The sequence below is a fragment of the Candidatus Formimonas warabiya genome (assembly GCF_002777255.1).
Taxonomy (GTDB): Bacteria; Bacillota; Dehalobacteriia; order Dehalobacteriales; family Dehalobacteriaceae; genus Formimonas; species Formimonas warabiya.
On the sequence record NZ_CP017634.1, the window covers coordinates 3,195,675 to 3,222,016 of the forward strand.

Sequence of the window (26,342 nt, forward strand, 5' to 3'; positions counted from 1 at the left end):
GGCCCCTTTCTTTCTCCTGGTAAGCTTTCTCTGCTCCCGGATGCAATGGATACACCAGGTCTTTGCTCATATACTCAGGAGTGAGGTTTTTTAGTTGGGAATGGTTACAGGGGCAACAGCTTTCTGCAAGCTGTTTTTGGTTAACTTGCATGGAAGCGATCATGAGTATATTCCGTCTCCAGGAAGGGGAATACCCAATTCTGCGGCATATTTTCTCATCCTCAGGTAAAGATCCAAATATTCCTTGGACGGCTCTAGGGTTTTCACATTAAAGCACTCCGGAAAACTCTGGCCTTTGGGGGGATTCTTCAACTCATGCTCATATTTGGGGATCACTTCATTGAGAATTTCGTTGGCTTTTTGAGCGCTTAAACCGGCTGTTCCTTTGAACACCGCCGAGGTATACCAGGCTTCCAGGGGAGTCAGATGATTCTTATATTTGCCCCCGCCTGATCTGGGACCGATGGTAAACTCCAGGCCGGAGACACCTGCTGCCGTAAACCCGGCAATGGTTTCATAGAAAAACATTTCTGTGCAGGGCCCGGAAACCTGGTTGATCGTCTTTAATTTGACAATATGGGTATTCCGGCCTACGGCCTGGGTGGCAATGGTCTGAGACCAGATGGCATGCCGCCCGTTGTTTCCCGCGTAACGCAAATCATAACAGGGCGCCCCCGAGAGATGGGCCCGGTGCACAGGATACTGAAGCAGGTCGGTGGCGATGCCTGCCACAGCACACCCTTCCGGTCCCCCGGTATATCCCCCGATCATCACCGGCGATCCTGATTCAACGTATCCACCCAATTCCAAAGTTTGCACAATTTTATGCAGGCTGGTGTAATTGGTCTTTAATGCGGCCGGGATCAGCACAAGGGCAATTTGGGGCTGTTTAAAGACCCCGAAGGCGGCCAGATTGCCGTATTCCGTACTGCTGCTCGCCACCAGCATATTGCCGATGCCGACCCGGCCCGCCCGCCACTGGGCTTCCCTTCTCAGGCGGGCTTCATAAAAGCCGGCGAAGGTTTCGTAAGGACTGTGAGCCAAGAGGGGTGACCCCAACACCGTGTCCAGAGAGGGGCCCTCATGAATATCAATCAAGCGGCTGCTCAGAATGCCCTGGGCCACGGGAACATAATATTCTTCATTCATCTGGATGGACAAGGGTCCACCGTATTTCGGCGCCTTGCCGTCACTGGGTTTTCTCGCCTGGATGGTGACTTTTTCCTGTCCCTCACCCAGGGTCATTTCCGAGGGGGCCTGTTCGATCCCCCGGAGCAGTTCTTCTTCATCAATTTCTACCACCGTCTCGGTATTGGTGCAAAAGATACCCAGCCGTAAAGCCGCTTCCTTTCCCGCCTCAAAATACCGGTCCGCCAGATCCATGTCTTCATTGACAGGCTTCGTAATATCGCAGGTTTTTTCCAGGTGATATTTCGCCACAATATCTTTAATGGTTTGGGGGACAATTTCATAGTCCCACTGTTTTTCCGTCACCCGCTTCCCTGTTCTGACCCGGTCCAGTGTTTTTAAAATATCGACTGCAGAACCCATTTAAGATCACCTCCAAAGAAAATTATTAGTCACCCATGAGCATCTCCGTAATCACATCTGTTCCCATCAAGCTTTTGCATATCTTTACGGCCCCGACGGCAGTCCTGGCGTAAGCATCGGCCCCAATGACCCGCGCCCAATTGGGGTCGATGGGCCCGCCCCCCACAATGACTTTAAACCGGGTGTTCAGTTCTTCTTGTTTGAGCCGTTTAATCAGCTCTTCCATGTAATAGGCAGAAGTCGTCAATAAAGAGGACATGGCAATGATGTCGGCTTGCTCTTCCAGGGCCTTTTCGATAAATTTGTTGGTACTGACATCGACCCCCAAGTCCACTACGTAAAAACCATTTACCGAGAGGGTGGTGGCCACCAGATTTTTGCCGATATCATGAAGATCACCCTTCACGGTACCAATGACAATTTTTCCGGTAAAGGCACTTTTCTCGCTGCCCATGTAAGGGGTCAAGGAATCAATCAATACCTTCATGGCTTCTCCGCCCAACATCAGTTCCGGCAAGAAGGCCTCCAGATTCTCAAATGCTTCTCCCAACTGCTCCAGTCCGCTGACGCCACCTTTTTGAATGGCCTCGATGGGGCTAACCTTGTTTTCCAGTACTTCATCAGCCAGTTTTTTTACATCCTCTTTGCTGCCGTTTCGCACCGCATCGGCAATTCTCTTAAATAAATCCGACAAATTTGCCCACTCCCTCCACTAAATTATTTCAGTCACTACAATAAACGAAGCGAAAACCCTTTCCTTTCTTTCCTAAATTTATTATATGGGAACTCCCACCTCCTTTATGAACACGTGTTCATAATATTTCAAAAAAAATATTCCTGTAATTATCACAACTATGTGAGATTTCTACCCATATATTTCGACCTTTTTTAGGATTTTCCTGCTCACGTGTGCATTATTTTTGTCCTTTCTGTACCTAATGCCCATGGCGTCTAAAACCCCTCTTCTCCCCGCTCGAAAGGTTTTCCGTTATAACGGGGGGCCATAGACGGACCCACGACAAAGAGAGCCAATAGGGTGATCAAATAGGGGGCAATCAAAAAAATTTGGTACGGGATATTGAATCCGATAATCTGCATGCGCAGCTGAAAGGCATCGGACATGCCGAAGATCAGGGCGGCCACCAGCACGCCCAAAGGCTGATACCGGCCGAAAATAATGGCTGCCAAAGCAATATAGCCCCTTCCCGCTGTCATGCCGTCTTGAAAAAAGTGTAAATCACCGATGGTGAGGCTGGCCCCACCCAGCGCTCCAAAGATACTGCTGATCAGCAAACCGGCATATCGTGTCTTGGCGACACTAACGCCAAGGGTATCCGCCGCATAGGGGTGCTCGCCTACCGCCTTTATTTTCAGACCGGCAGAAGTATGGGAAAAGACTACAATGGTGACGATGAGAAACACCAGTCCCAGAAAAAGCAGAATGGTTTGCTGGGCGAGAACATCGCCCAGAAAGGGAATATCTCGCACCAGGGCAAAGTCCATTTTAGGCAAACCGGGGCATTTCTCATATCCGTTTCCTGTGGCAAAAGACTTGCGGAAAATTGTGCTGGTTAAACCTAAAGCCAGAATATTGATCCCCACCCCGTAGACCACCTGATCGCATTTCAGCAACACCAAAAAAACAGCATGGATCAGCGCCAAAATCAGGCCTGCCCCGACGGCAGCAAGTAAGCCCCCAGAGACGCTGCCGGAAAAAAACGCCACATGGTAGGAAAAATAGGCCCCGATAATCATGGAGGCTTCAATACCTAAATTAAGGACGCCGCTTTTCTCCGCATATAAGTCGCCCAGAGCGGCAAGCAGTATGGGGGTCGATAATGCCAGGCCGCTGATGATAAAACTTTCCATCCCTTCTCAGCTCCTCTTTTTCGGCCTTCTTTTTTCAAATATTTTTCTCAGACCAACCATGCCGATAGAGCTCAAAATTGCCAGTGCCATCATCACCTTGACAATGGACACGGGAATGCCCAAAGCAATTTGCATGGAACTGGCCCCATTGAGCAGCGCGCCGTAAAAAAAGGCGGCGATCAGCGTTCCCACAGGATGCAGCCCGCCCAGCAAAGCAACCGGAATGGCGTGATAACCGTAATCCACTAAAAACCCTTCCGTTAATCGATGCTGGACCCCCAAAATCTCTACGCTTCCGGCCAGGGAACCGATAAAACCGCTCAGGGCCATGGTGATCATAATCACCTTTGACGTCTGAATGCCCCCATAGACGGAAGCATCCGGGTTGGATCCTACCGCTCTGATTTCATACCCGAGTGTCCGGTGTTGAAAGATATAATAGATCAAGAATGCACAGGCCAGCACCAGAACCAGACCCCCGTGCAGATCCGTCCCGGGTAATTGGGGAAGCCGGGCGGAGGGAAGTATTTTGGGACTCCAGGGGATGCCCTGTCCCGGAGCTCTTAAGAAGGTGCTTACGCAGGCCCCCAAAATGTAAATGGCAATAAAATTCATAAAAATAGATACTAAAATTTCATTAAATCCTTTTTTTACTTTGAGATAGCCTGGAATAAAAGCCCATAAGGCTCCTGCCCCACCTCCGGCACCTAAAGCCAGGAGGATATGAATCATGGCCGGAATGCCGTCCAAGGAGACACCTACCCAGGTGGAAAACAGGGCCCCCATATACAGTTGTCCTTCCACACCAATATTAAAGATGCCCCCTTTAAAAGATAAAGCGACCGCCAGACCGGCAAAAGCCAAGGGCATAAACCGGAGCAAGGTGGCAGAAAACCCGTATTTTGACCCAAAGGAACCAAGGAACATTTCTTTATAAGCAGTGACCGGGTTGACGCCAAACAGGGCAATGATCACGCCCGCCCCCGCCAGGCCCAACAGCAAGGACAGAAGAGGAAACAGCAGGGCGGAAATCCCTTTGGTTTCAAAAAATCGCACATATTTCATCACTCTTTTCCTCACCCCCTGTCTTTACCGGCGCCCCGCCATCAGCAAGCCCACGGTCCAAAGATCCACGGCGCCGGCATCAAACACGCCCACGATATCTCCATGGTACAAAACCATGATCCGGTCACTCATGTCAAATATTTCTTCCAGCTCCGTAGATATATACAATACGGCGGTCCCGGCTTCTTTCTGTTTCAGGATCCATCTCTGCACAAATTTTGTCGCGGCTACATCCAACCCCCGGGTGGGCTGGGCGGCGATGAGCACTTGGGGCGGAACAGCCAGTTCCCTTGCTAAGATTAATTTTTGTTGGTTTCCCCCGGATAAGTGGGCGGCACGGGCGTTTACGTCCGGTGTCAACACATGGTATTCTTCTACTTTTTTCCGGGCAAAGGAATCATTATAGGTATGATTTAATTTTCCCCCGCTAGAACAGGGTTCTTGATAATATCTGCCCAGCAGTAAATTGTCTTTTACGGAGAAATCCAGGATTAACCCGTGTTTGTGCCGGTCCTCAGGGATATACCGAATGTTTCTTTTTTGCCTTTCCCTGGGGTTTAAAGTACTAATATTCTCTTCCCCCAGCATCATGCTCCCTGCCCCCGGCTTTCTCAGTCCCGCTAAGGCTTCCGCCAGCTCGGTCTGACCATTTCCCGACACACCGGCCACCCCGACAATTTCTCCCTGATATAAGTTGAAAGTAACCCCGTTCACGGCCCTTAGGCCTCTATTGTCTTTGACCACTAAATTCTTTACCTGCAACACCGGGGTCCGGGAATCCCGTCCTGTCTTTTCCTTTTTTACAAGCAGCTCAATGTTTTCTCCGACCATTTTTACGGCCAGCTCATTTTTGTCCTTGATCTCTTTCCGCTGATAGGTCCCCACGCTTTTACCTGCTCTCATCACGGTGATGCGATCCGATATTTCCAGGATCTCGTCTAATTTGTGGGTAATCAAAACCACGGCATTTCCCTTTCCGGTATACTGCCGAATAAAGGCAAACAATTCCTCAATTTCTTGGGGAGTTAAAACCGCTGTGGGTTCATCAAGAATTAAAAGACTGCTTTTCCGGTAAAGGGCTTTGAGGATTTCCACTTTTTGCTGGGCCCCCACAGAAAGGTTTCTGATTTCCTGATGCAGCTCAACCCTGATCTGGTAAGTTTCCATCAGGCCGGTCACCTGGGCGGATACCTTCTTTTGATCCAAAAATGGGGCCCGCTCTGATTTTAGCCCCAGCATAATATTCTCTAATACCGTCATATTGGGTACCAGCATAAAATGCTGATGCACCATGCCAATGCCATTTTTTATGGATTCATGAATGCTATGGAAACTAAATTTTTTGCCTTCATAGAAGATCTCTCCCCCGTCCGGAGCGTAGAGCCCGTAAATGCACTTCATCAAAGTGGTTTTGCCGGCCCCGTTTTCTCCAATAATGGCATGTACTTCCCCTTCATTTAAATCAAAATCAACCCCATCGTTGGCGGCTATATCGCCGAATTGTTTCGTTAAACCAACTATCTCCAGTTTCTTCATACATTTCTCTCCTGGATCAGGAAGAAGGAGGATCCTCCTTCTTCCTGCTGCCCGTATTCTAATCCCACCCGTTCACTGCGGTGTTTACTTGAATCGTGCCGTTCATGATTCCTTCCGTTTCCTTCTTCAGCATCTCAATGGTCTCTTGGCTGACGGCATTGCCGAATGTGCCGAAGCCAAGGGCCCCGCTGTCCAGGCCGAATTGGATGGACTGCCCCGGCGTATATCCTCCGGCCAGGATTTTTTGGATCGCCGCATAGACGACGATGTCATTTCTAATCAGCATGCTGGTAAGGATGGTGTCCGGATCAAGACCGACTTCATCGCCGGACCAGCCCACCACGTGGATGCCCTTTTCCTTTGCCATTTGGGCTACGGCTGCAGTGGCCCCGTCAATATTGTTGATGATGATGTCAACGCCGTCATCCGCCAAAGAGGTGGCTGCTTGTTTGGCTTTATTCACGTCGGACCAGTCGCCGGTATAGACGCCCTTGAGTTCAATTTCCGGGTCTATTTCCTGCAATTTTTTCTTCATGTTGCCTACTTCACATTCCATCTGGGGAGACTCAACGGCACAAACATAGCCTACCTTTTTGGTTTTTGTCATCGTACCCAGCAACAGGGCCGCTAAATCTCCATTGACCCCATACTGGATTCGGGCCGTAGCTAAATTGGGTCCGGCATTGGGCACGTTGGTGCCGATAAATTTAATGTCCGGGTATTCTTCGGAAACCTGCAGCAAAGCATCACTGAAGGTATATCCGTTGGCAATAATCACATCATAGCCCTTGTTGGCATAGTCCCGCATCACGGCTACAATCTCATTTTGCGGGATCAGCTCCGTATAGTCTCCCACGATGCCCAATTCATTTACCGCTTTCATCAAGCCTTCATAAGGAAGTTGGTTCCATCCCCCGTCTTTAATATTGCCGTCCAGAAGCAAGGCAACTTTCAAAGGTTCCTTCCCCGTACTTTCACTGTCTTCTTTCCCATCTTTTTCTTGTCCTGCACACGCGGTTAACAGGAAAGGCAAGATTAAAGCAAAGCCCACCAAAAAAGTGATCATCAGGTTGCTTTTTTTACATTTCATCATTTTCCCTCCCCCCTAAACTTTTGCTCCCGATTTTTAACCGACCACCCTCCTCTCCTTTGGGATTTCTCAGATCACTGGTGTCCTGGTGCCCTTTGGCAAGGCGTATTCTGAACACGTGTTCATTCTATGGTCAAATAATCAGTATTTTTTTACCCGTAGATTTCGATTTTATGAAGAATTATCCTGCCCACGTGTGCAGTTTTTTTACCGTCACGTTCCGCTGTATTATGCACTATTTAGACAGCATTACCTACTTAATGATGTTTTTTTCAAATTAAGAACTTGCTCCGCTTATTTATTGCTTGATCAGTTCATGAAAGATAAAACTTGACAAGATGAGGGAATGGCTTTATTCTTTTTATGCAAACGTTAACATTGATAGGTACAGCCTCATGAAATTTCACCTAAATTAAGAACTTGCTTCACTTTCATGATTTAATGTGCCGATCAAATTCTAAAAATTTTTTTGGAGGATTCCCGCGTGACTGAAAAGAAGCATCCGTTTTCTTTAGACCGGCCGGCCACGATCAAAGATGTGGCTGCTCTGGCAGGGGTATCCCATTCCACCGTATCCCGGGCCCTTAATCATCCCGAAATTCTGAGCGAGGAAACCAAGGAGAAAATATTTGACTGCATTAAAAAGCTGGATTACCAGCCCAATCCTTTCGGTCGGGGACTGCAGACCTCCCACAGCAAAACCGTTGCCTTACTGGTGCCCAGCATTTCCAACCTGGCCTTTGCCAACTTTACCCACGGGGTTCAAACAGCCCTGGAAGAAAAAAACACCCAATACGGGTTGATCATTTTTAGCTCCGATGAGAACCGGGCCAAGGAAAGGTTTATTTGCAGTTCCTTACGCCAGCACTGGGTGGACGGCGTCATTTTCGTCAGCTCGGCCGGCGGTACACCCCCTACCCAATTATTACCGGAAAAGATGGCCAAGGTACTAGTGGAACGGAGCAATCCGTCCCAAAAAATTGATTCCTTGCTGCTCAATTTGGATGAAGGCGTTAAAACAGCGTGCACCCATCTCTTTCATCTCGGCCACACCAGAATCGCCGCGATTATTGGGGATGCCACCAGCATCACCAGCCAGGAACGGCTCCAGGCTTTTCATAAAGCGATGTCCGACTTGGGATTGACCATCAAGGAAGGATACGTGGAGCAAGGCATGTGGACTTCCCGGGGGGGCTGGGATGCCATGATCAAGCTTCTGACCTTAAAGGAGCCTCCTAGCGCAGTTTTTACCATCACCGATACCATGGCTTTAGGGGCCATTGGCGCGGCCAGCTATCTGGGCTTGAAAGTTCCTGAGGATGTTTCCGTGATCGGTTTTAATAATGAACCGGGCAGCGCGGAATTCAATCCCCCCTTAACGACCCTGGATGCCTCCTCCCTGGCCATGGGGAAACAGGCGGCGGAAACATTGCTCGCCAGGATCCAGGACCCCCAGCGGCCGGCCGTAGAGATTAAGTATGCCGTGACACTGATCACCCGTGCTTCTACGGCACCACCGAAAAAATAAAATAGCGCTCACTTTTTGATGAGATACTCCTTAATTCTCTCCGGTGTTAAGGGAAACTGATCCGGGTTGATGTTTAAGGCATTGCATACCGCATTGACGACGGCAGGTGCGGACGGCACCGTAGCGCATTCACCAATACTCTTGGCCCCATAGGGCCCAGACTCTTCTCCTTCCTCAATCAGCATTACCCGGGTTCTGGGCATCTGAGACGCCTTCACCATGTGATACTTTTTCAGATGGGGGCAGGTCATTTTTCCTTTCTCATCATAGGTCAATTCTTCCGTTAGGGCATAGCCAATCCCCATCTGGATCCCGCCTTCCGCCTGGCCTTCCGCGTACATGGGGTTAATGGCCTTGCCTACATCATGCACCGCCAAATAATCTAAGACCCGGACTTTGCCGGTTTCCTCATCCACCTCTACTTCGGCGAAATGGGCGCCGTAGGAATAAGGTCCAAAAGGGTCACTGAAGGATTCCGCGGCGATCATATCTCTCTGCTCTTCCTTTTGGGCAAAGATAATCACATCGCTCAGGCCGGCTTTTCTGTCCGGATTGTTCCCGCTCACCACAAAGCCGTTTTTCAATGTCAATTCTTCGCCAGGGAGGCCCAGCATTTTTCCGGCCGTCTGAATCAGCTGATTTTTCACATTTTCCGCTACCTTTTTGGCGGCATGGCCGGAAACATAGACGCCCCGGCTGGCATAGTCCCCTAAATTCCAGGGCACGGTGTCCGTATCCGCTTCAATGCATTCAATACGGTCAGGATGAATGCCCAAAACCTCGCCGATAATCTGGGTTTCCGCCGTCACGGTGCCATTTCCCATATCATGGGTGCCGGTATAAAAAACTGCCGAGCCATCCTCATTCATTTTCAGAATCAAGGCCGTGTAGTCCCGGTGCACGCCAAAACAGCCGTTGCCGTGGCAGCCTACCGCCATGCCGATCCCTCTTTTTTTCCCGCCCAGATCCTGAGAAAGATCTCTTTCAAACCAGCGGAAGGCCTGTGCTCCTTTGGCGACACAATCCATGGGGCGGGGATTGCCCATAGGGTTGCCGTGCATGGGTTCGCAGCTGTCCGGCTCCACTAAATTTTTCAGCTGGAATTTTACAAAATCCAGGTTCAGGGTTTGGGCAATGCGCCGAAAATGTACCTGCTGGGCATAAAAAGCCTGGGGAGAACCATAGCCTCTCATGGCGCCGGCAATGGGCAAATTGGTATAGACGGGAATGCCCACGAAGCGCACATGAGGCATTTGATACATCTTAAAAATTTTATGGCTCATGGCACCCACCACATTCAAAGCACTGGATGCGTAAGCCCCTGTATTGGCGATCACTTTCATCTCATGGGCAATTAAGGTGCCGTCTTTCTTTACCCCGGTCTTGACAGACACCACGGCACTGGTTCTGGTCCGGGTGGATAAGAAGACCTCTTTCCGGGTTAATTCCAGCTTGACGTGCCGGCCCGTCAATTTGGCCAGGAGAGCCGCCACGGGTTCAATGGTCATTTCCAGCTTGCCCCCGAAGGCGCCCCCGATAGCCGGTCTGATCACGCGCACTTTATTTAAGGGGAGATCAAAAATCTTCCCTAACAGAATGCGGTAATTAAAGGCATTCTGGGTGGCGCACCAGACCGTTAATTTCCCCCCGGCGTCATAATGGGCCACCGCCGCATGAGGCTCGATGGCCACATGGCTCACGGCAGGCAATACATACTTATCTTCAAAAATATGGTCGGCAAGCTTCCAGGCTTCATCTATGTTCCCTGCCTGCACCAGGAATTCCCCTACCTTATTCCCCCCGGCATGAATAATAGGGGCATCCGGTTTCAACGCTTCTTCCGCGTCAAAAACCGCGGGCAGCTCTTCGTATTCCACTTGGATCAGTTTGATTGCCTTTACGGCTGTTTCCAGGTCGTCGGCGGCTACGGCCGCTACTCTGTCTCCCACAAAGCGTACCACCTCCGGAAAAACAAATTCTGTATCCGGAATCTTGTGGTCGATAAAACGCTGGGCGCTGTTATAGACTGTTTTCGGTCCATTGAAGCAGGATACCACGGCCCTGACGCCGGGCAGCGCTTCCGCTGCGGAGGTATCTATCTTTTTAATTCTGGCATGGGCGTAGGGGCTGAATAAAAGTTTGCCGTACAGCATGCCGGGGAAAAACAGGTCTGCCGTATACTTTAGCTGCCCGGACACTTTTAAGGCGGCGTCACGGATCGGCAGCCGGGCGCCCACATAATGCAGTTCGCTCATTTATTTCCCTCCCCCATTCTCCGGGCGGCTAATTCTACCGCATCAATGATTTTTACATAGCCCGTACAGCGGCAAAGGTTATTGTCAATGGCTTCAATAATTTCTGCCCTGGTGGGGTGGGGATTGCGGTCCAGCAATCCTTTTGCGGAAATGATCATGCCCGGGGTACAAAAGCCGCATTGCACGGCACCGGCATCGATGAAAGCCTGCTGAATGGGATGCAGACGGTCGGCATGGGATAGCCCTTCAATGGTGAGGATGGTCTTGCCCGCCGCTTTTCGGGCCGGAATCAGGCACGAGTTTACCGCCCTGCCCTCCACCAATACCTTGCATGCGCCACAGTCGCCGGTATTGCACCCGCATTTGGTGCCGGTCAACTTTAAAACCTCTCTGATCACATAGAGAAGCGTCCAGTTTTTTTCTACAGTCAAATGATATGTCTTCCCGTTAATATCCAGAGAAACCGCTTCCATTTTCCCGTCCCCTTTTTATTCACAATATCATACTGGGCACCGATAATAATCACAGGCAAATCTTAACTGTTCAATGTTTTGTACATAACCGTTCGAAACTAAGTAATAAAATATCCCAATGATGATGATCCAACCTAATACAAATATCTTCCCGGACAAAGGGTAATTAACTTCATGATAATATCTTTTATTGGGATTTGCTCCAAAGGCTTTGGAATCCATTGCCATCGCCGTAATTTGAGCTCTTCTCAATCCACAGAAAAGAAAAGGAACCGTAAAACGTTTGAGCCGGGAAAATTTCTCCGTTAAACTTTTCGAGCCTCCGGCTCCTCTGATTTTTTGGGCTGCAACCAAATCTTCATACTCATCCTGCAGTAAAGGTAAAAATCTCAAGGCCAGGAAAAATGCCTGCGTTCCTCTTACAGGCAACCCTAATTTCTCGTGTACGCTGATCGCCAAATCCCGGGGATGCGTGGAAAACAGAAAAATCACAGACCCCAAGGCAATATTGACCATGCGCAGACCTACAGATACCGCAACCATCATACCTTCTAAATAAACCGTAATCGGGCCTATTTTTACCAAAAGATGATCTCCCTGGATGACGATGGATTGGATCACCAGTATGATCAAGGCCAGGATCCATATGGGCTTCAATTTTACAAAAACACTGAGAAAAGGAACCTTAGCCAATATGGTTGCCGTACCCATCAGCAATAGAAATAAGGCGATTTGAATGAAGGGAGTTTGAAAAACCATGGCAAGAATGCCAATGATCACAAGCCAAATTAACTTGCTGATGGGATCGATGCCGTGCAAAAATGACCTTTTTAAATTATAGGAAAAGATGGTTTCTTTCATGAGACATCCCTCCTCAGCCCCGGAATCTTTAGCGCTTGGATTAATTCGGCATTGGATAAATATACCCGATTCTGATGGGGAGAAATTTTTTCCGACAGCCGGCAAATGGAAGGTTTGCCTAATAAGGTTTTATTCTGCAGCTCTTGCAAGGAAAAGTATTCTCCCGGATGACCGTCGAACCATATCCTACCTTCGTCTATGACCACCACTCTGCTCGCCCATTCTGCCACACAACGCATATCATGGGTCACATATATAATCGTCTTGCCCGCCTTATTTAGTTCCGCACACAGGTTCATAATAGAAGAAAGTACACCCCAGTCAAGTCCCATCGTGGGTTCATCCAGAATTAGTAAATCCTGATCCAACGTCAACATCGTCGCAATGCTGAGACGTCTTTTTTCACCCATACTTAAAGTTAAGGGATGCCTTTTCATTAATGTTTTACTTAATCCTACTGTATCTAGGGCATAATTAACCATCTCATTAACTTTCTCTTCCGGAGTCTTTCTTAATCTTAATGAATAGGCTACTTCATCATAGACTGTATCGGTAATTAGTTGGTTGTCCGGATATTGAAATACATAGCCCACTTTTTCAGTTAAATGGGCAATATCCATTTTTTCGATATTTTGATCGTGAATCGTAATGGTTCCCCGGTAGGGTTGCTGCAGACCGATTAATAATTTTGTCAAAGTAGTTTTGCCGGAACCGTTCTGACCGATAATGGCCAGGAAATCTCCTCGGTTAATTTCTAAATTAACATCTTTCAAAACATCTTTTCTTTGGGGATAACCGGCCATCACGTCTTTGATCTTCACTAAAGGAATTTGGCATTTAATCATGCCGGTAATATTCTCCGCCTCTTCTAACTGGTTTTTAAATGGGGTTAAAACTTCCGTAACCTCATCTATGGTTAAAGGGAACTCTTTTGCCGTAGATCTTATTTCCTCAGGCAAATCCAAAAACAGGTCCGCCATTTGGGGAAGATTTACACCCAAGTCCCTTAGGGCATAGCCATGCTCTTTTAAGATCTCCCGAGGCTTTCCGTCTAAAATCGCATTCCCTTGATCAAAAATGATGAGCCTATCCACAACGGAGATTAATTCATCTACCTTATGATCGATGGCAATGATGGAGATATTTTCTTTTTCTTCCCGGATCCTTTTCAGAATGGTAATAACTTCGTTGGCCCCCTGAGGATCTAAATTGGATGTTGGCTCGTCTAAAACAAGTACCTTGGGCTCCATCGCCAATACCGAGGCGATTGCCAATCTTTGTTTCTGGCCCCCGGAAAGTCCCCAGGTATAAGCGTCTTTATACTCCTGTAAATTCACCATATTTAATGAATTATCAAGCCTGTCTCTAATCAATTCTTTGGGCATCAGTAAATTTTCCATGCCAAATACGATCTCGTCTTCCACACACATGCAGCAGAGCTGGGCATCAGGATCCTGAAACACTAATCCCACCTCTGTAGCCATTTGCGCGATGGGAGTAGAGAAGGGATTTTTTCCATTAATTAATACTTCACCTTTATAGCACCTAGCATTCATCACCTGGGGGATAATTCCATTAAAGCATAAACCGAATATACTCTTTCCACAACCACTGGGTCCTAAGACCAGAATAAATTCACCAGGGGAGATTTGTAGATTAAGACCGTTTAACACCGGCTTTCCTAGAGTAAATTCTATTGAAAGATCTTTTATTTCGATGCTAATTTTTCACACCCCCTCAACGATTTGATTTCCCTGGGAAAATTAGAGCTTTCCCAGGGAAATCATGCTATCTATTAGAATCTCTTAATTTGTGATGCCCGTTTGATCTGTATCTTCAAAATTGCTGCCTACCACCCCTGTTTTCAATAATCCTTTGCCAATATAATAAGCGATCAAACCTCCCAGCCAGGAAATTGCCACAAATCCCAGGTAGGGATACCAGACTGCCTGCCAACCATATTGATAGGTTGAGTAGAAATAGATCCCAAACCAATAAGAGAATAATCCTGCTAATTCAGCCCCAATTAACATTTGAACCAAACCGAATTTCTTATATCCTGTGCAAAGATAGGGCAGTTCCGTACCGATTGCCTCCAGAGCGATCCAACCCATCATGGCAATACCCGCAGGATGTCCTGTGATCACAGACATAACGCCCATCACAGCTTCTCCTAAAAATGCCATACCTGGTTTTCGAACTAAAAACATGACCAATGGACCCGCAATGTACCAGATAAATCCAATAAAGCCGGAGATAATATTGCCATAAGGTAAAACGAATAACGCACTAAACAAGAATCCATTGGCAGTGCTTACAATACCCATAATGACACCAACAACAATCAACGTAACGATGTCTTTTGTAGAATAGTTAAATTTCATTTAAAATACCTCCTAAAATTAAAATTGGGGGGGGGAACAGTTGGTTGACCCAAAAATTCCTGTTGTTCTGATCCTTTCTCTACTTATAGATTAAGCGTTACACGTAGGAGGTATTATTGTTTGTGCCCAGCTTCTATTCATCTATGAAATAGAGGAGGATTTTCGTATCCTGTCCATCACCTCTTATCCTGGTAGCGATTTAGTTTTTTGGCTTTTGCAATTACCTTCTTGATGGCGTATTCTGCCTCTTTCATTAATTGGTGTTCGTCAAAATCTACTAACCGGCCGTCTTTGACAAGGATTCTTCCATTTACCACAGTAGTATTTACATCCCTGCCGTTAAATGAATATACGAGTGCCGGAATGACGTTGTCAATATTAAAAGGGCTATTTCTGATACTCCGGTTTAGAATCACAATATCTGCTTTTTTGCCAACCTCAATACTACCGATTTGTTTATCCAACAGCAAAGCTTTTGCTCCCTCAGATGTGGCCATTTTAAAAACATCATCAGCCGAAATGGATGTAGGTCCCAGTCTCGGTTTTTGCATCAAGGCGGCCAAGCGCATTTCCACAAATAGGTCCAAATTATCATTGCATGCAGCGGTATCAGCACCCAGGGAAACATTGATGCCGCCACTCAAGTACTCCGGAACCGGCGCAATTCCAGACGCCGCTTTGTTGTTGCATGATGGGCAATGCAAAACACTGATATTATTTTCTTTCAGGATCTGCTTTTCTTTTTCTGATACCCATATGCAATGTGCCATCTGCAGCTTATGGTCCGTTAAACCGAGCTTGCAAAAATATTCAATTGTGGACATCCCTTTTTCTTGGAATATGACTTCATTTTCCGATAGATTTTCATTGGCATGGGTATGAATGGGGACATGGTATTTTGCCGCAATATCTTTTAGACCTTTGAGAGATTGATCGGTCGTTGTTAAAATCCATCGAATCGGCAGACCGCAAGTAATATTATGATCGGCCTGACCATGCCACTTATTGATAAAATCTTCCGTTTCCACAAGACCCTTTTCCGTGTCGTGCCGCAAATATTCCGGGGCCCAATCACTATCCATAATCGTCCGGCCCAGTTGGGCTCTGATCCCTAAATCCTTTACTGCATACGCTGTTTCTGTGGCAAAGTTCGCAGCTCCCATGTCATTGATCGTTGTTGTACCTGATTTCAACATCTCAGCAATACCTAATTTGGCCGAAATATATGCTGTCTCCTCATCATGGCAGCTTTCTAAAGGCATAATAATATCAAGCCACTCCATCAGTGCTAAATCATTGGCAATATTTCTAAATAAGGTTTGGCATAAATGGACATGGGTTTGAATCAGTCCCGGAATGATCACTTTATCCGATGCATCAATGATTTGATCTGCTCTATCCACAATTCTTGCTTCAATTTTTTTGATTCGATCATTCTCAACTAAAATATCTCCCAAAAAATTTTCCGACTTCCCGTTCATCGTCACGATGTAACCATTTTTAATGAGTATGGTGTTTTTGATAGCCATCACCTTCTTTTGACTTGGTTCTGTGCAGTGATCAGAAATTCAATAATCAAACCATTTTTGGGTAATATAAATGTTTTTTCCTTCCTTTTCGAAGCACTCCCACCCAAATTTTAAAAAGGCGGCAGTTTGGGCAACTCTCTTACCAATTCTGACTGCTCCCATATTCCCCGGCGCATCATTTTTCGCCCCTTCTCTTGAGCCGTCCCTACTCCAGAGCATCGCCCCGGCCGGTTCAGCCAACGAGCCTCCACAGCAAAGGATCTCATATGTCTGATAAAAGTTATGAATATTGAGAATAGTCATTTCCTGTCCCCCATTTCTCCCCCCTCCCACAGCAATAGCTCCTCCCACTTTACGGGTAAAATGTCCCGGATGGACCAAGTAAGTTGGCCTGACTCTGCTCATGAATGCGGATAAAACAGGGGTCACATTCATGTTATAAACCGGACTGCCCAGGATAAACCCGTCCGCCTCTAAGAATGATTTTTGCACTTCTTGAAAATCATCCTTCAGGGCACACAAGGTTCCTTTTTTGAAACACCTATCGCAGTGAATGCAAGTATTGATCTTTTTGCTATTGAGGCTGATAAACTCCGTGGTTATATCCGCATCAATTTCTTGGGCAGCCTTTAAAGCCTCTTGCACAGCATGTTCCGTACCGCTGTCCTTACGCATGCTTCCACTAATCCCTAATATTTTCACCTCCATACTTTTCACCTCCTTGCCAAATCATATTTCATTTTTGAAAATTTTATTAATGTTTTTTTATAATTGAAATATTTCGTGGTACAATGATTAAATCCTCTATTTCTTAAACATATTATTCAGATTTTTTTATTCATTTCTGATCAGAAAATAGGAAGGCCAGCATTCCCCCATTAAACTTATAACAATTGGAGAATTACATTTTTCGCATATCATTCTGTTTTGACACTCGATGAACAAAAAAAGCTTAAGAACCTTTGAAAATAGGAGGCCCTAAGCTTTTTTCAGCTGATTAAAAATAAACATTTTGCGACACGCCATTTCTTGGTATTCGGCGGATCCGGCAATTAGTTGAACTGCTCTATCATGATGTCTATGAAGGCTTTGTGAAAGCTAGACAGATGATATAACTTGTTATATGAGATGACAATATCTCTTTTGGCAAAAGGATGGTCAATCAAAACTGCGTAATAATCTCCCCGATCAATATTACAGATATGATCATGTATCAGAATCTCGTCGCTTAATGCACATCCGATCCCTGCGATGGCCAATTCCTTCGCGGTCTCATTGTATGTGACCTCCATAACAATTTTCGGAACAATATCAAGATCATGGAATATCTGATCTACCAGGATCCGCCCATGATACATCCTCTGCAGCAATATTAGTCTTTCCCCATGCAGCCTGATGGCGGGAATTTTTTCCGTTATCACGCCATCGGGAAAAAGCCGCGGGATCGCGTCGGAGTTCTTGGAAACAATCAAAGATAGCTGCTCTTTGCAGAGCGGGATATTCCCAATTTCGTTAATTAAAGTTTTGTGGTTGGATATGAACAGGTCGCATTTTCCTTCTAACAGCAGCTTCTCCCTGGCATCAAGGGGGATCCGCTGATCCCATATTTTTATTCTGACGTTGGGGTAGCACTTCATAAAAACAGGCAATGTTTTAGGAAGCAAGTCTTTAGCCCGTTTTTCGGACAGCCAAATAGAGAGTTCGCCGGAAATATTATTGTCGGAACCGCTGATTCCGTTCAAAAAATTCCTGTGTTGCTGCAATATGCCGGACACTGTCTGGAGGTACTGCTTGCCCGCGTAAGTAAGGGTCATCTTGTATGAGGAGCGATTGAAGAGCGTTACGCCAAGTTCCGTTTCGATCTTCCGGATGGTCTGACTGATGGATGACTCCGAAACATACAACTTCCGGGCGGCCGGGGATACTCCACCTTCCTCCACAACGGTCAAAAAACATTCCATCTGGTGAAAATTCATGGACTTTCCCTCCCAAGCATGTTAGTTAAGTATATGCTTAACTTGTTTATAAGTATAATAATTATTTATTAAATTAACAAGATATGATAAAAATGAAACAAGAAGATATTACGTGATATTTCCGAAAAATAAGAACAACGGTCAGAATAAAATTGAAAGGAATGATAAAAAGCATGTCAAGAAACAGTGACTTAGCCTGGAAGACTGACAGCCTAATCAAGAGAACGAGTATTTCCCACCAGATCGCCCGTTACGTGCTTAGCATGGAATATGATTCCATGCCGCCTAAGGTTGTACATACGGCCAAACGTATCCTTTTAGATACGCTTGCCTGTGCGGTCGCGGCGTCCAAGAGTCCTGGCCGGCCGATCATCGAGAATACGATCAACGCCCTCGGCGGCATACCGGAATCGACCCTCTTCGGATCCGGTAAGAAGACCAGCGTGCTGAACGCAACGTTACTGAACTCGTATATGCTCCGTTATCTGGACTACAACGACGTAGGCGGCGGCGGACACAACAGCGAGTGCATAGCCGCCCTGCTGGCAGTTGCGGAGCGCGAGCATGCGACGCCCGCAGACTTCCTTGTCTCGATCGTGCTCTCTTACGAGATCGGTGAACGGATCATGGAGTCCATACCCGGCGGTAAGCGCGGCATCGAGGCGAAGGGATGGAGTTTCGACAGCCGGGCGGGGCTGAACATGCCTCCCGCCATTGGTAAGCTTATGGGCCTGAACGAGGATCAGCTTGCTAACGCCATGGGAATTTCCGGCCCCTTTGCCCCCACGCTGGGCGTTCTCGACACCGACCTTGTGGAATGCAGGATGGTTAAGAACCTGCGCTTCGGCTTTAGCGCTTACCAGTCCATTCTTGCCTGTATGCTGGCAAAAGGCGGGCTGACCGGAGTCGTAAACGTCATCGAGGGAGAAAAGGGCTTCCGTCAGGTCGTCGTGGCCAATGAGATGGATCTGAACTATATCGTGGATTTCGCTCATTGGTATATTCTAGATAGCACTTCATTCAAGGGTTATTGCATGAACTACGCCAACCACGGCGGTATCCAGGCGGCCCTCAATCTCGTTGAGAAATATGATATCAAGCCGGAAGACGTGGAAGCAGTCAAGGTCAAGACCAACGCTCGCGTCGCACGCCATACCACCCTGGTACCTGGAAAGAAATACGCCAGAAACACCGAAAATGCCACGCATAGCGCATTTTTCTCGGTCGCCATGGCGATAAAAGAGAGAAATGTCGGCCCATGTCAGCTGACGCCTGACAAATTCGAGGATCCGGAGTTGATAGATCTGATTGAAAAGATCACGATCGAAGAGGATGCCTCCCTTGTGGGGACGAGCAACCGCGGCGCCATCGTCGAAATCAGGACCAAGAAGGGCAACTGTTATTCCGAGCGGGTCGACGTTCCTCCCGGACACTCGAGCACGCCGTTCAGCGATGAGGAGATCGAGGAGAAGTTCAGGAAAGCGGCCAGGCCTTATATGGATGACAATCAAATCCAATCCCTCATCAAGTCAGTCTGGGAGCTGGAGAAGCTGGATTCCGTCGAGGAACTGACCAGGCTCATGGTCTGGAAGGAGATATAAAATGGGAAAGACAATTGCCGAAAAAATTTTGGCCCGTACCGCCGGGCTGCCGGAACTCAAGCCGGGGGACATGATCATGGCCTATGTTGACAGGACAATGATCGTCGACTATAAGGTACAGGAACATTACAACACTTTCAAAGAGCTGGGCATCACGAAGGTTTTCGATCCGGAAAAGGTGGTCACGGTGCTCGAGCATCATGTGCCGCCCGCGACCCAGTTCCACGCCGACGCCCATGTGATTGCCAGAAAATTTGCCAAAGAATATAGCGTTAAATTTGGTGAGATAGGCCGTCACGGAATCTGTCATACATATTTCATCGAGAACGGCTATGCGAGACCGGGTGAGCTGGTGGTCGGCGAAGATTCGCACACTTGCACGTATGGGGCGTTCAACGTGGCCGCCCGCGGTCTTGGCCCTGACGAGATGTCCTACGTTTTGGCAACGGGTAAGACGTGGTTCAAGGTTCCCGAGACGATCCGCTTTGTCCTGAACGGCAAGTTGCCCTCTATGAGTTATGCAAAGGATATGATCCTTCATATTGCAGGCAAATATGGTACGGATGTAGCACTGTATAAATCCGTCGAGTTTGTGGGCGAGGCCGCTCACGCGCTCCCGCTATCGGGACGTATGACCATCGCCAACATGGGCATTGAGATCGGCGCGAAGTTCGCTATTTTTGAAGCCGATGAAAAGACCCTCGAATACGTCAAAGCGCGTACGGACGAGGCGTTTGTACCCGTTACCAGCGACGAAGATGCGGATTTCTCCGCCATCTATACGATAGATGTCTCCAAGATTGGCCCGCAGATTGCCTGCCCGTTTTCTGTTTCGAACGTAAAGCCCGTCGAGGAGGTGGAAGGCCAGGTTATCCAACAGTTCTTTATCGGCTCCTGCACGAACGGCGGCTTAGATGATTTGCGCGTGGCGGCCAAGATACTGAAGGGTCAAAAAGTATTTCCCGAATCGAGGCTGATCGTCATTCCAACCTCTATGAAGATATACGAGCAGGCGCTCAGCGAGGGGCTGCTGAACATCTTCATCAAGGCGGGCGCCATGGTGGAGGGTCCCACATGCGGTCTTTGCGCGGGCGACAGAGGAATCCTCGGCAAGGGAGAGACGGGCCTGTATTCCAATAACCGGAACTTCAAGGGCCGCCAGGGCAAAGAGGCCGAGGTGTATCTGGCTTCTCCGGCGACGGTGGCTGCCTCCGCTATTCACGGAAAGATCACGGATCCCAGAAAATACGCACATTGCTTTGACTAAGTGGAAGGGGTAATGAATAATGGCTATTAAAGGAAAAGTATGGAAGTTTGGCGACGACATGAGCACTGATTTGATGATGCCGATCAGTGCCCGCTACGGCAGAGTACCGGAGGATCAGCAAAAATATTCCTGCATGTCTGCGATACGACCGGAATTCAGCCATGCAGTATGCCCCGGCGACATTGTAATAATGGGCAGGCACTGCGGTAGCGGCTCCAGCAGACCGGCGCCCAGGCTGTTTGTTGAACTGCAGGTCGGTTGTATCATTGCCGAATCCTTTAGCCCGTTATTTTTCAGGAACGCTATCGCGATCGGCTTTCCTGTGATTGAGGTGCCGGGGATCACCAAGGAATTCCAGGAAGGTGACGAGGCGGAGGTCGATCTGGACAAGACAGAGGTCAGGAACCTTACTACCGGAAAGGTCATCCACTTTAAACCCTATCCGGAAATGATCAAAAAGATCTTTGAGTTGGGCGGATTCAAAGCCTTGCTTAAACAAGAATTTTCGCAGATTTAAGCAAATAAGGAAGGAGATAACCGATGAAGAAGGAGTTTTGTTTACTCGCAACAAACGGCAGCCTGGGAGGAGGATTCAAAGAGGAAACCTTCTATAAGGCGCTGGACATGAAGCCTGACGTCATTGCAGCCGATTCCGGCTCCATCGACCCGGGTCCGTACTACCTCGGCATGGGCAGGCCGCGCATGAGCCGCAAGGCCAGCAAGTGGGAGCTTCGACTGATGATCACTGAGGGTGTGAAACGCAACATCCCTGTCCTGATTGGCTCAGCCGGCACCGCAGGTGCGGACCCGAACGTTGATTGGCTCATGGACATCGTTAAGGAGATCGCTGCAGAGGAAAACCTGCACTTCAAGCTGGCTGAGATCAAAACCGAGATCAAGCCGGAAACGCTCCGTAAATACCTGCGCGCAGGGAAGATGAAGGCTCTAAACGATGTACCGGAGTTCAAAGAGGAGGATATCGAAAGTGTCACGCGCTGCGTCGCCGTCATCGGCGCCGAGCCCTATTGCAAGGCGTTGGAGGAAGGCGCCCAGGTCATCATTGCCGGGCGTTCCACTGATACGGCAATCTTCGCGGCCGTGCCGAAGTTCTACGGGCTCGATAACGCCTATACCTGGCACGCCGGAAAATTACTCGAGTGCGGTGCGGCATGTTGCGTCCATCGTCCTTATAATGACTGCATGATGGCATGGGTATCGGAGAATTCTTTGGTCGTGGAGCCGCCTAACCCCATTATGAGATGCTCGCCCACATCCTGCGCTGCCCATACTCTATACGAGAATGCCGACCCGTTCCACTTGGTTGAACCAAGCGGCGCTCTGATCACGACCGATACAGTATACGAGCAAATCGGAGAGCGCAGCGTCAAAATCACCGGAAGCCGCTTTGAGTACGCCAAGCAGTATACGTGCAAGGTCGAGGGCGTCAAATTCCTCGGATATCGCCGCGTGGTGATAGGCGGGGTCACAGACCCCTTGATCCTTAAGCAGCTAGACAGCTACATCCAGAATTGCATCGATATCGCCCAGAGAAAAATTGAGAGAACCATGGGACTCAAGAAGGAAGACTATTTGTTGCGTTACTTTATGTACGGCAATCCAAACGCTGCCGATCCTGGCCAGGTGGGTGTTGTGTTCGATGTTGTAGCCAGGACCGAATCTGATGCAGAGGCCATTTTGGGTAACATCTGGCACATTGCCCTGCATACTCCCATCAAAGAGTGGGAGGGGCTCCAGAGTAATATGGCGTTCCCCTTTTCTCCGCCGACTATGTCGACCCTTGACGGCGGCGCCACATATTCCTTCTGCCTCAACCACGTGCTTGAATTGGATGATCCTCTTGAACTGGTACGCTTCAAGTATTACGAGTTGTAATGGAGGTGGAATGTCATGAAATTTTATAAGCTTACCAAGATGATCCGTTCCAAGAACGCCGGACCTTTTGAAATGTCCCTTGATATTCTGTACGGTGATTATGAGACTTACAAAAAAGTATTGGATACGGGGGTTGTGACGCCCGAGCTGATCAGTAAGCTGAACGACGTACCGGTGGAAAAGGTGCAGTATTATGAGTTGCCCCTCGCCTGTGCGGTCAAGTTCTCCTTCCCGCGCCGCTACCCGTCCGGGGATTTCCACGATACCGACATATACGGTTGCCAGTTTCACGCTCCCCTGGTCGAACTCGAAATACCGGTAGAATAATATCTACTTGTATTAATACCAAAAAAGTAAGGAGGAAAAATAATGAAAAAGGCGAGAATTATTCTGGTGCTAATACTCGGGCTATGTTTGGCGTTCACCGTCGCCTGCACTTCCGAGAAGGCTGCTCCCCCTGCCCCAGAGAGCGACAAGCCCCCGTTCACCGAAATGGTTATGTACACCGACGGTACTCCCGGCTCCATCGGGGACCTCTTCATCAGGACCCTTGGTCCCATTATTGAGAAGCAGTCCGGCGTCAAGGTCGTCTATAAGAACATCTCCGGCGGCAGCGGCACCAACGTTATGACCGACATGATGAATGACAAGAAGCATGTCTCTGTCGTTGCTCACTCCTGCTCTCTGCCCCTCGCTTGGGCCACCGGCTCCAGTCCCTACACCAGTGACCAGGTTGCCTCTGTTTGCTCCATTTCGACCGACTACATCGTTGTATTTACCCGCCCCGATTCTCCCTTCAATTCTTGGCAGGATGTTGTTGCTTACGCCAAAGACCATCCCGGTGAACTCAAATGGGGCGGCAGCGGTGTCCAGGGCTCCCAACAGCTGCTCCACCAGTTGTTCATGGATGAGTTAGGCATAGATCTCGAGTACGTTCCTTATGACAATGCCGCCAGCGTCCGGGTCGGCGTCCTGGCCGGCGACGTTGATATCGGTTCCAACGCATTCGGCAACATCCTCACCGATATCGTTGGAGGCACCTACAAGGGCCTCGTCGTGACCAGTCCGGAACGTTTTGATTCCGCTCCTGACCTGGAGACCGTCGGTGAAGCCGGTATCTCGTCCGCCATCGGCAATTCTGTGTGGAGGGCCTTCTTCTGCCCGGCCTCCTATGATCAGGCTGTGATCGAGTACCTGGCCAAGCTGATCGAGAACGCCAAGAACACCGACGAGTGGACCAAGTTCCTGCAAAATAACAACCAGGTCAGGTGGGATCTAGGCCCTGAATAATTAACCGCTTATGTCAAGGATTATATGGATCTCAGCACAACGGCTATTTCACACATGAAATGATCGGTTAGACTCCTGCAAAACGGCATGAGAGAAGTGAAAAAGGCTGTCATTTCCATGCCGTTTTGTAATTCTTTCAATAAAGAGGGGAAACATCATGAATCGCCTAACTCTATCAATTATCTCGGAGATTGTTATATTCCTGATAGGCGCGCTGTTCCTTTTTCTTGCTGTTACCACACTCAAATCATCTGGAACCTTTTACAAGTCGGCGGGATACTACCCCATTCTGCTTAGTTCCTGCATCATTGTTGTCAGCGCATATGGTTTGGTCAGTGATCTGATCAAAAGGCGCAGGGAGAGAGATGATAAAGTGGACCTGGGTAGTATGAAGAGCTTCGTACTCGTTCTGGGCATCATGGTGGCCATGGAGCTTATCTGGAAACTTTTGGCTCTCTTCTATGTATCCATGGCCCTGGGTATCAGCGGTATCCTTTATCTCTTCCACGACACAGGCAGGCCGAAGCGCAGGCGCCTTATCTTTGCTGTTATCGTAGGCGTTGGCTTTACTGTTGTGGCATACATCACTTTCGCATTCATATTGAAGATTAACATTTGAAGGAGTTTTTGATATGAGCCTTTTCTCTTGGGAAGTTATAAGCCCACTCCTACAGCCGAGTACAATTCTTCTCATGGTGATCGGCTGCATTATAGGCCTTTTCATCGGTGCGCTGCCCGCTCTAGGAGATAATATCGCGATAGCCCTACTGCTGCCCATTACCCTGAGCCTGGACCCCGTGGTGGGCATAGCAATGCTCATGTGCATATATCAGGCTTCCGAATATGGGGGCAGTATTTCTTCCATCACGCTCGGCATTCCTGGCCAAGGGGGTGCCGTTTGCACGATGTTTGACGGCGTGCCCATGGCGCGAAGGGGCGAGCCTGGGCGGGCATTAGCTATTTCCCTGACTTCTTCTACGGTGGGAGGCTTTTTTGGCGTCGCTGCCCTCATGTTCCTCACCGTGTCGCTTATGCCTCTCATTTATAAGCTCACCGACCCGGAAATCACCTGCATCACGGCCTTCGGTCTTCTTTCCATCGTCTGCCTTAACACCCAAAGCGGGACGAAGAGCCTGCTCTCCATTCTGCTGGGACTGCTTGTGTGCACCATCGGCGTCGACCCGTTTAGCGGTGAGCCGCGCTTTACCTTCGGCGCCCATGTCCTGGATGACGGTTTTTCTCTCGTCCCGGTTATTATCGGCCTTTACGCTATTCCCCGGATCATCGAATCCCTCGTCGACAAGCAAGAAAGAGAGCAACTCATTGTGGACAAGAGCCAGTTGAAATTTAATTTCAAAAAGGGCGATTTCAGGAATTGCCTTCCGGTGATGCTCCTGGGCAGCACCATCGGCACGCTCACCAGCCTCATCCCCGGGCTGGGCACAGGTCCGACGACCGTCTTTACCTATAACATCTGTAAGAGCATGAAGAAACATAAAGACACTTTCGGGACAGGGGATCCCCGAGGCATCGCCTGTGTGGAGGCCGCCAACAATGCCTGCGTGGGGGGACACCTGATCCCCTACCTGACGATGGGCATTGCGGGCTCCGGCAGCATCGCCCTTATCGGCGGCGCTTTGGTCATGCACGGCATCGCACCCGGCGCCACGCTGATGAAAAACAATCCCGAACTGGTCTACGGTGTTATGTGGGGTGTCTTATGCAGCGTTATCCTCATGTTTCTCTTCGGCATCTTTAGCACCAGGATCTTCGCCAGGATCATGAACATCCCCGACACGTTGATGGCGCCGCTCTTGATCTTCTTCAGTTTTGCGGGAAGCTATGTTACCCGTTACATGAGCATAGATATCTGGATTTGCCTCGGCATAGGGATCGCTGCCTATTTTGCCATTAAGGCCGGCTATTCCCAGACAAACTTCGTTGTGGCGTTCGTCCTGGCGAAGGTCTTTGAAAACTCCCTCCGGCGCTCATTGTATATTTCCCACGGGGACTGGAGCATCTTTCTTACCCGCAAGGTCTGCCTCGTTTTCGTGATCCTCATGGTGGGATTTGTCGTTCTCTCTGTCGTCAGAGGCATCAGGAGCCGGCGTGCAATAGAAGAGAGTATCTGAACAGTATCAGCAAAAAACGGCGACCGAATCCACCGGAAGCCG

General features: G+C 48.6%; 23 protein-coding genes. 9 read left to right on the plus strand and 14 right to left on the minus strand.

What is annotated here, in order from left to right; translation table 11 throughout:
* Positions 1 to 159: 159 nt before the first annotated feature.
* The 6 genes from DCMF_RS14695 to DCMF_RS14720 form a co-directional block, all read right to left on the minus strand.
* Positions 160 to 1,551 carry a monomethylamine:corrinoid methyltransferase gene (locus DCMF_RS14695; protein ID WP_148135108.1) on the minus strand — a complete coding sequence of 464 codons (1,392 nt, stop codon included), beginning with the start codon at positions 1,549 to 1,551 and terminating at the stop codon, positions 160 to 162.
* A 25-nt stretch (positions 1,552 to 1,576) separates the two neighbouring features.
* A complete protein-coding gene (locus DCMF_RS14700; RefSeq protein ID WP_148135109.1) occupies positions 1,577 to 2,245 on the minus strand; it encodes a corrinoid protein in 669 nt (222 codons plus the stop codon).
* 257 nt (positions 2,246 to 2,502) lie between these two features.
* On the minus strand, positions 2,503 to 3,420 hold the full coding sequence (locus DCMF_RS14705) for an ABC transporter permease (protein ID WP_148135110.1): 918 nt from the start codon (positions 3,418 to 3,420) through the stop codon (positions 2,503 to 2,505).
* Positions 3,421 to 3,426: 6 nt separating this feature from the next.
* Positions 3,427 to 4,485: an ABC transporter permease gene (locus DCMF_RS14710; RefSeq protein ID WP_236860335.1), complete on the minus strand. Its 1,059-nt coding sequence runs from the start codon at positions 4,483 to 4,485 to the stop codon at positions 3,427 to 3,429.
* A 24-nt stretch (positions 4,486 to 4,509) separates the two neighbouring features.
* Positions 4,510 to 6,021: an ABC transporter ATP-binding protein gene (locus DCMF_RS14715; protein ID WP_148135112.1), complete on the minus strand. Its 1,512-nt coding sequence runs from the start codon at positions 6,019 to 6,021 to the stop codon at positions 4,510 to 4,512.
* A 58-nt stretch (positions 6,022 to 6,079) separates the two neighbouring features.
* Positions 6,080 to 7,114, minus strand: coding sequence for a BMP family protein (locus tag DCMF_RS14720; protein WP_148135113.1), 1,035 nt, complete (start codon positions 7,112 to 7,114; stop codon positions 6,080 to 6,082).
* A gap of 481 nt (positions 7,115 to 7,595) precedes the next feature.
* Between DCMF_RS14720 and DCMF_RS14725 the strand changes: the two genes are divergently transcribed.
* Complete coding sequence (locus tag DCMF_RS14725) at positions 7,596 to 8,639, plus strand: LacI family DNA-binding transcriptional regulator (RefSeq protein ID WP_148135114.1); 1,044 nt, start codon at positions 7,596 to 7,598, stop codon at positions 8,637 to 8,639.
* Positions 8,640 to 8,647: 8 nt separating this feature from the next.
* Here DCMF_RS14725 and DCMF_RS14730 read toward each other — a convergent pair whose 3' ends face one another.
* The 8 genes from DCMF_RS14730 to DCMF_RS14765 all read right to left on the minus strand — a co-directional run bounded on the left by DCMF_RS14730 (position 8,648) and on the right by DCMF_RS14765 (position 18,117).
* Positions 8,648 to 10,894: a xanthine dehydrogenase family protein molybdopterin-binding subunit gene (locus tag DCMF_RS14730; protein ID WP_148135115.1), complete on the minus strand. Its 2,247-nt coding sequence runs from the start codon at positions 10,892 to 10,894 to the stop codon at positions 8,648 to 8,650.
* The gene (locus DCMF_RS14735; RefSeq protein ID WP_148135116.1) at positions 10,891 to 11,367 is read right to left on the minus strand and encodes a (2Fe-2S)-binding protein; all 477 of its coding nucleotides are present in this window, start codon (positions 11,365 to 11,367) and stop codon (positions 10,891 to 10,893) included. The genes DCMF_RS14730 and DCMF_RS14735 overlap by 4 nt, the downstream gene beginning before the upstream one ends.
* 27 nt (positions 11,368 to 11,394) lie before the next feature.
* Positions 11,395 to 12,228: an energy-coupling factor transporter transmembrane component T family protein gene (locus DCMF_RS14740; RefSeq protein WP_148135117.1), complete on the minus strand. Its 834-nt coding sequence runs from the start codon at positions 12,226 to 12,228 to the stop codon at positions 11,395 to 11,397.
* On the minus strand, positions 12,225 to 13,901 hold the full coding sequence (locus tag DCMF_RS14745; protein ID WP_214659360.1) for an ABC transporter ATP-binding protein: 1,677 nt from the start codon (positions 13,899 to 13,901) through the stop codon (positions 12,225 to 12,227). Before DCMF_RS14745 ends, DCMF_RS14740 begins: the two co-directional genes overlap by 4 nt.
* Positions 13,902 to 14,033: 132 nt before the next feature.
* Positions 14,034 to 14,612: an ECF transporter S component gene (locus tag DCMF_RS14750; protein WP_148135119.1), complete on the minus strand. Its 579-nt coding sequence runs from the start codon at positions 14,610 to 14,612 to the stop codon at positions 14,034 to 14,036.
* A 176-nt stretch (positions 14,613 to 14,788) separates the two neighbouring features.
* The gene (locus tag DCMF_RS14755; RefSeq protein ID WP_148135120.1) at positions 14,789 to 16,141 is read right to left on the minus strand and encodes an amidohydrolase family protein; all 1,353 of its coding nucleotides are present in this window, start codon (positions 16,139 to 16,141) and stop codon (positions 14,789 to 14,791) included.
* 39 nt (positions 16,142 to 16,180) lie between these two features.
* A complete protein-coding gene (locus DCMF_RS14760) occupies positions 16,181 to 16,849 on the minus strand; it encodes a flavodoxin family protein (RefSeq protein WP_148135121.1) in 669 nt (222 codons plus the stop codon).
* A 344-nt stretch (positions 16,850 to 17,193) separates the two neighbouring features.
* Positions 17,194 to 18,117: a LysR family transcriptional regulator gene (locus DCMF_RS14765; protein WP_148135122.1), complete on the minus strand. Its 924-nt coding sequence runs from the start codon at positions 18,115 to 18,117 to the stop codon at positions 17,194 to 17,196.
* Between the two features lie 173 nt (positions 18,118 to 18,290).
* On the opposite strand from DCMF_RS14765, the gene DCMF_RS14770 reads away from it, so the two are divergent.
* From DCMF_RS14770 to DCMF_RS14805, 8 genes are all read left to right on the plus strand, one after another.
* On the plus strand, positions 18,291 to 19,718 hold the full coding sequence (locus tag DCMF_RS14770) for an MmgE/PrpD family protein (protein ID WP_214659361.1): 1,428 nt from the start codon (positions 18,291 to 18,293) through the stop codon (positions 19,716 to 19,718).
* A 1-nt stretch (position 19,719) separates the two neighbouring features.
* On the plus strand, positions 19,720 to 20,985 hold the full coding sequence (locus DCMF_RS14775; protein ID WP_148135124.1) for a 3-isopropylmalate dehydratase large subunit: 1,266 nt from the start codon (positions 19,720 to 19,722) through the stop codon (positions 20,983 to 20,985).
* Between the two features lie 19 nt (positions 20,986 to 21,004).
* On the plus strand, positions 21,005 to 21,502 hold the full coding sequence (locus DCMF_RS14780) for a LeuD/DmdB family oxidoreductase small subunit (RefSeq protein WP_148135125.1): 498 nt from the start codon (positions 21,005 to 21,007) through the stop codon (positions 21,500 to 21,502).
* Positions 21,503 to 21,525: 23 nt separating this feature from the next.
* On the plus strand, positions 21,526 to 22,878 hold the full coding sequence (locus DCMF_RS14785; RefSeq protein WP_148135126.1) for an acyclic terpene utilization AtuA family protein: 1,353 nt from the start codon (positions 21,526 to 21,528) through the stop codon (positions 22,876 to 22,878).
* A 15-nt stretch (positions 22,879 to 22,893) separates the two neighbouring features.
* Positions 22,894 to 23,205 (plus strand): DUF4387 domain-containing protein, encoded by a 312-nt coding sequence (locus tag DCMF_RS14790; RefSeq protein ID WP_148135127.1) that lies wholly within the window; start codon positions 22,894 to 22,896, stop codon positions 23,203 to 23,205.
* 42 nt (positions 23,206 to 23,247) lie between these two features.
* Positions 23,248 to 24,168 carry a Bug family tripartite tricarboxylate transporter substrate binding protein gene (locus tag DCMF_RS14795; RefSeq protein WP_148135128.1) on the plus strand — a complete coding sequence of 307 codons (921 nt, stop codon included), beginning with the start codon at positions 23,248 to 23,250 and terminating at the stop codon, positions 24,166 to 24,168.
* A 157-nt stretch (positions 24,169 to 24,325) separates the two neighbouring features.
* Positions 24,326 to 24,787 carry a tripartite tricarboxylate transporter TctB family protein gene (locus tag DCMF_RS14800; protein WP_148135129.1) on the plus strand — a complete coding sequence of 154 codons (462 nt, stop codon included), beginning with the start codon at positions 24,326 to 24,328 and terminating at the stop codon, positions 24,785 to 24,787.
* 73 nt (positions 24,788 to 24,860) lie between these two features.
* Positions 24,861 to 26,300, plus strand: a complete 1,440-nt coding sequence (locus DCMF_RS14805) for a tripartite tricarboxylate transporter permease (RefSeq protein ID WP_236860336.1) — start codon at positions 24,861 to 24,863, stop codon at positions 26,298 to 26,300.
* The last annotated feature ends 42 nt before the right edge of the window (positions 26,301 to 26,342 follow it).

Coding starts and splice junctions, on each gene's coding strand:
- DCMF_RS14695 (WP_148135108.1), bottom strand. CDS start 1,551: ATGGGTTCTGCAGTCGATATTTTAAAAACACTGGACCGGGTCAGAACA.
- DCMF_RS14705 (WP_148135110.1), bottom strand. CDS start 3,420: ATGGAAAGTTTTATCATCAGCGGCCTGGCATTATCGACCCCCATACTG.
- DCMF_RS14710 (WP_236860335.1), bottom strand. CDS start 4,485: ATGAAATATGTGCGATTTTTTGAAACCAAAGGGATTTCCGCCCTGCTG.
- DCMF_RS14715 (WP_148135112.1), bottom strand. CDS start 6,021: ATGAAGAAACTGGAGATAGTTGGTTTAACGAAACAATTCGGCGATATA.
- DCMF_RS14720 (WP_148135113.1), bottom strand. CDS start 7,114: ATGATGAAATGTAAAAAAAGCAACCTGATGATCACTTTTTTGGTGGGC.
- DCMF_RS14730 (WP_148135115.1), bottom strand. CDS start 10,894: ATGAGCGAACTGCATTATGTGGGCGCCCGGCTGCCGATCCGTGACGCC.
- DCMF_RS14735 (WP_148135116.1), bottom strand. CDS start 11,367: ATGGAAGCGGTTTCTCTGGATATTAACGGGAAGACATATCATTTGACT.
- DCMF_RS14740 (WP_148135117.1), bottom strand. CDS start 12,228: ATGAAAGAAACCATCTTTTCCTATAATTTAAAAAGGTCATTTTTGCAC.
- DCMF_RS14750 (WP_148135119.1), bottom strand. CDS start 14,612: ATGAAATTTAACTATTCTACAAAAGACATCGTTACGTTGATTGTTGTT.
- DCMF_RS14755 (WP_148135120.1), bottom strand. CDS start 16,141: ATGGCTATCAAAAACACCATACTCATTAAAAATGGTTACATCGTGACG.
- DCMF_RS14760 (WP_148135121.1), bottom strand. CDS start 16,849: ATGGAGGTGAAAATATTAGGGATTAGTGGAAGCATGCGTAAGGACAGC.
- DCMF_RS14765 (WP_148135122.1), bottom strand. CDS start 18,117: ATGAATTTTCACCAGATGGAATGTTTTTTGACCGTTGTGGAGGAAGGT.
- DCMF_RS14770 (WP_214659361.1), top strand. CDS start 18,291: ATGTCAAGAAACAGTGACTTAGCCTGGAAGACTGACAGCCTAATCAAG.
- DCMF_RS14775 (WP_148135124.1), top strand. CDS start 19,720: ATGGGAAAGACAATTGCCGAAAAAATTTTGGCCCGTACCGCCGGGCTG.
- DCMF_RS14780 (WP_148135125.1), top strand. CDS start 21,005: ATGGCTATTAAAGGAAAAGTATGGAAGTTTGGCGACGACATGAGCACT.
- DCMF_RS14785 (WP_148135126.1), top strand. CDS start 21,526: ATGAAGAAGGAGTTTTGTTTACTCGCAACAAACGGCAGCCTGGGAGGA.
- DCMF_RS14790 (WP_148135127.1), top strand. CDS start 22,894: ATGAAATTTTATAAGCTTACCAAGATGATCCGTTCCAAGAACGCCGGA.
- DCMF_RS14795 (WP_148135128.1), top strand. CDS start 23,248: ATGAAAAAGGCGAGAATTATTCTGGTGCTAATACTCGGGCTATGTTTG.
- DCMF_RS14800 (WP_148135129.1), top strand. CDS start 24,326: ATGAATCGCCTAACTCTATCAATTATCTCGGAGATTGTTATATTCCTG.
- DCMF_RS14805 (WP_236860336.1), top strand. CDS start 24,861: ATGGTGATCGGCTGCATTATAGGCCTTTTCATCGGTGCGCTGCCCGCT.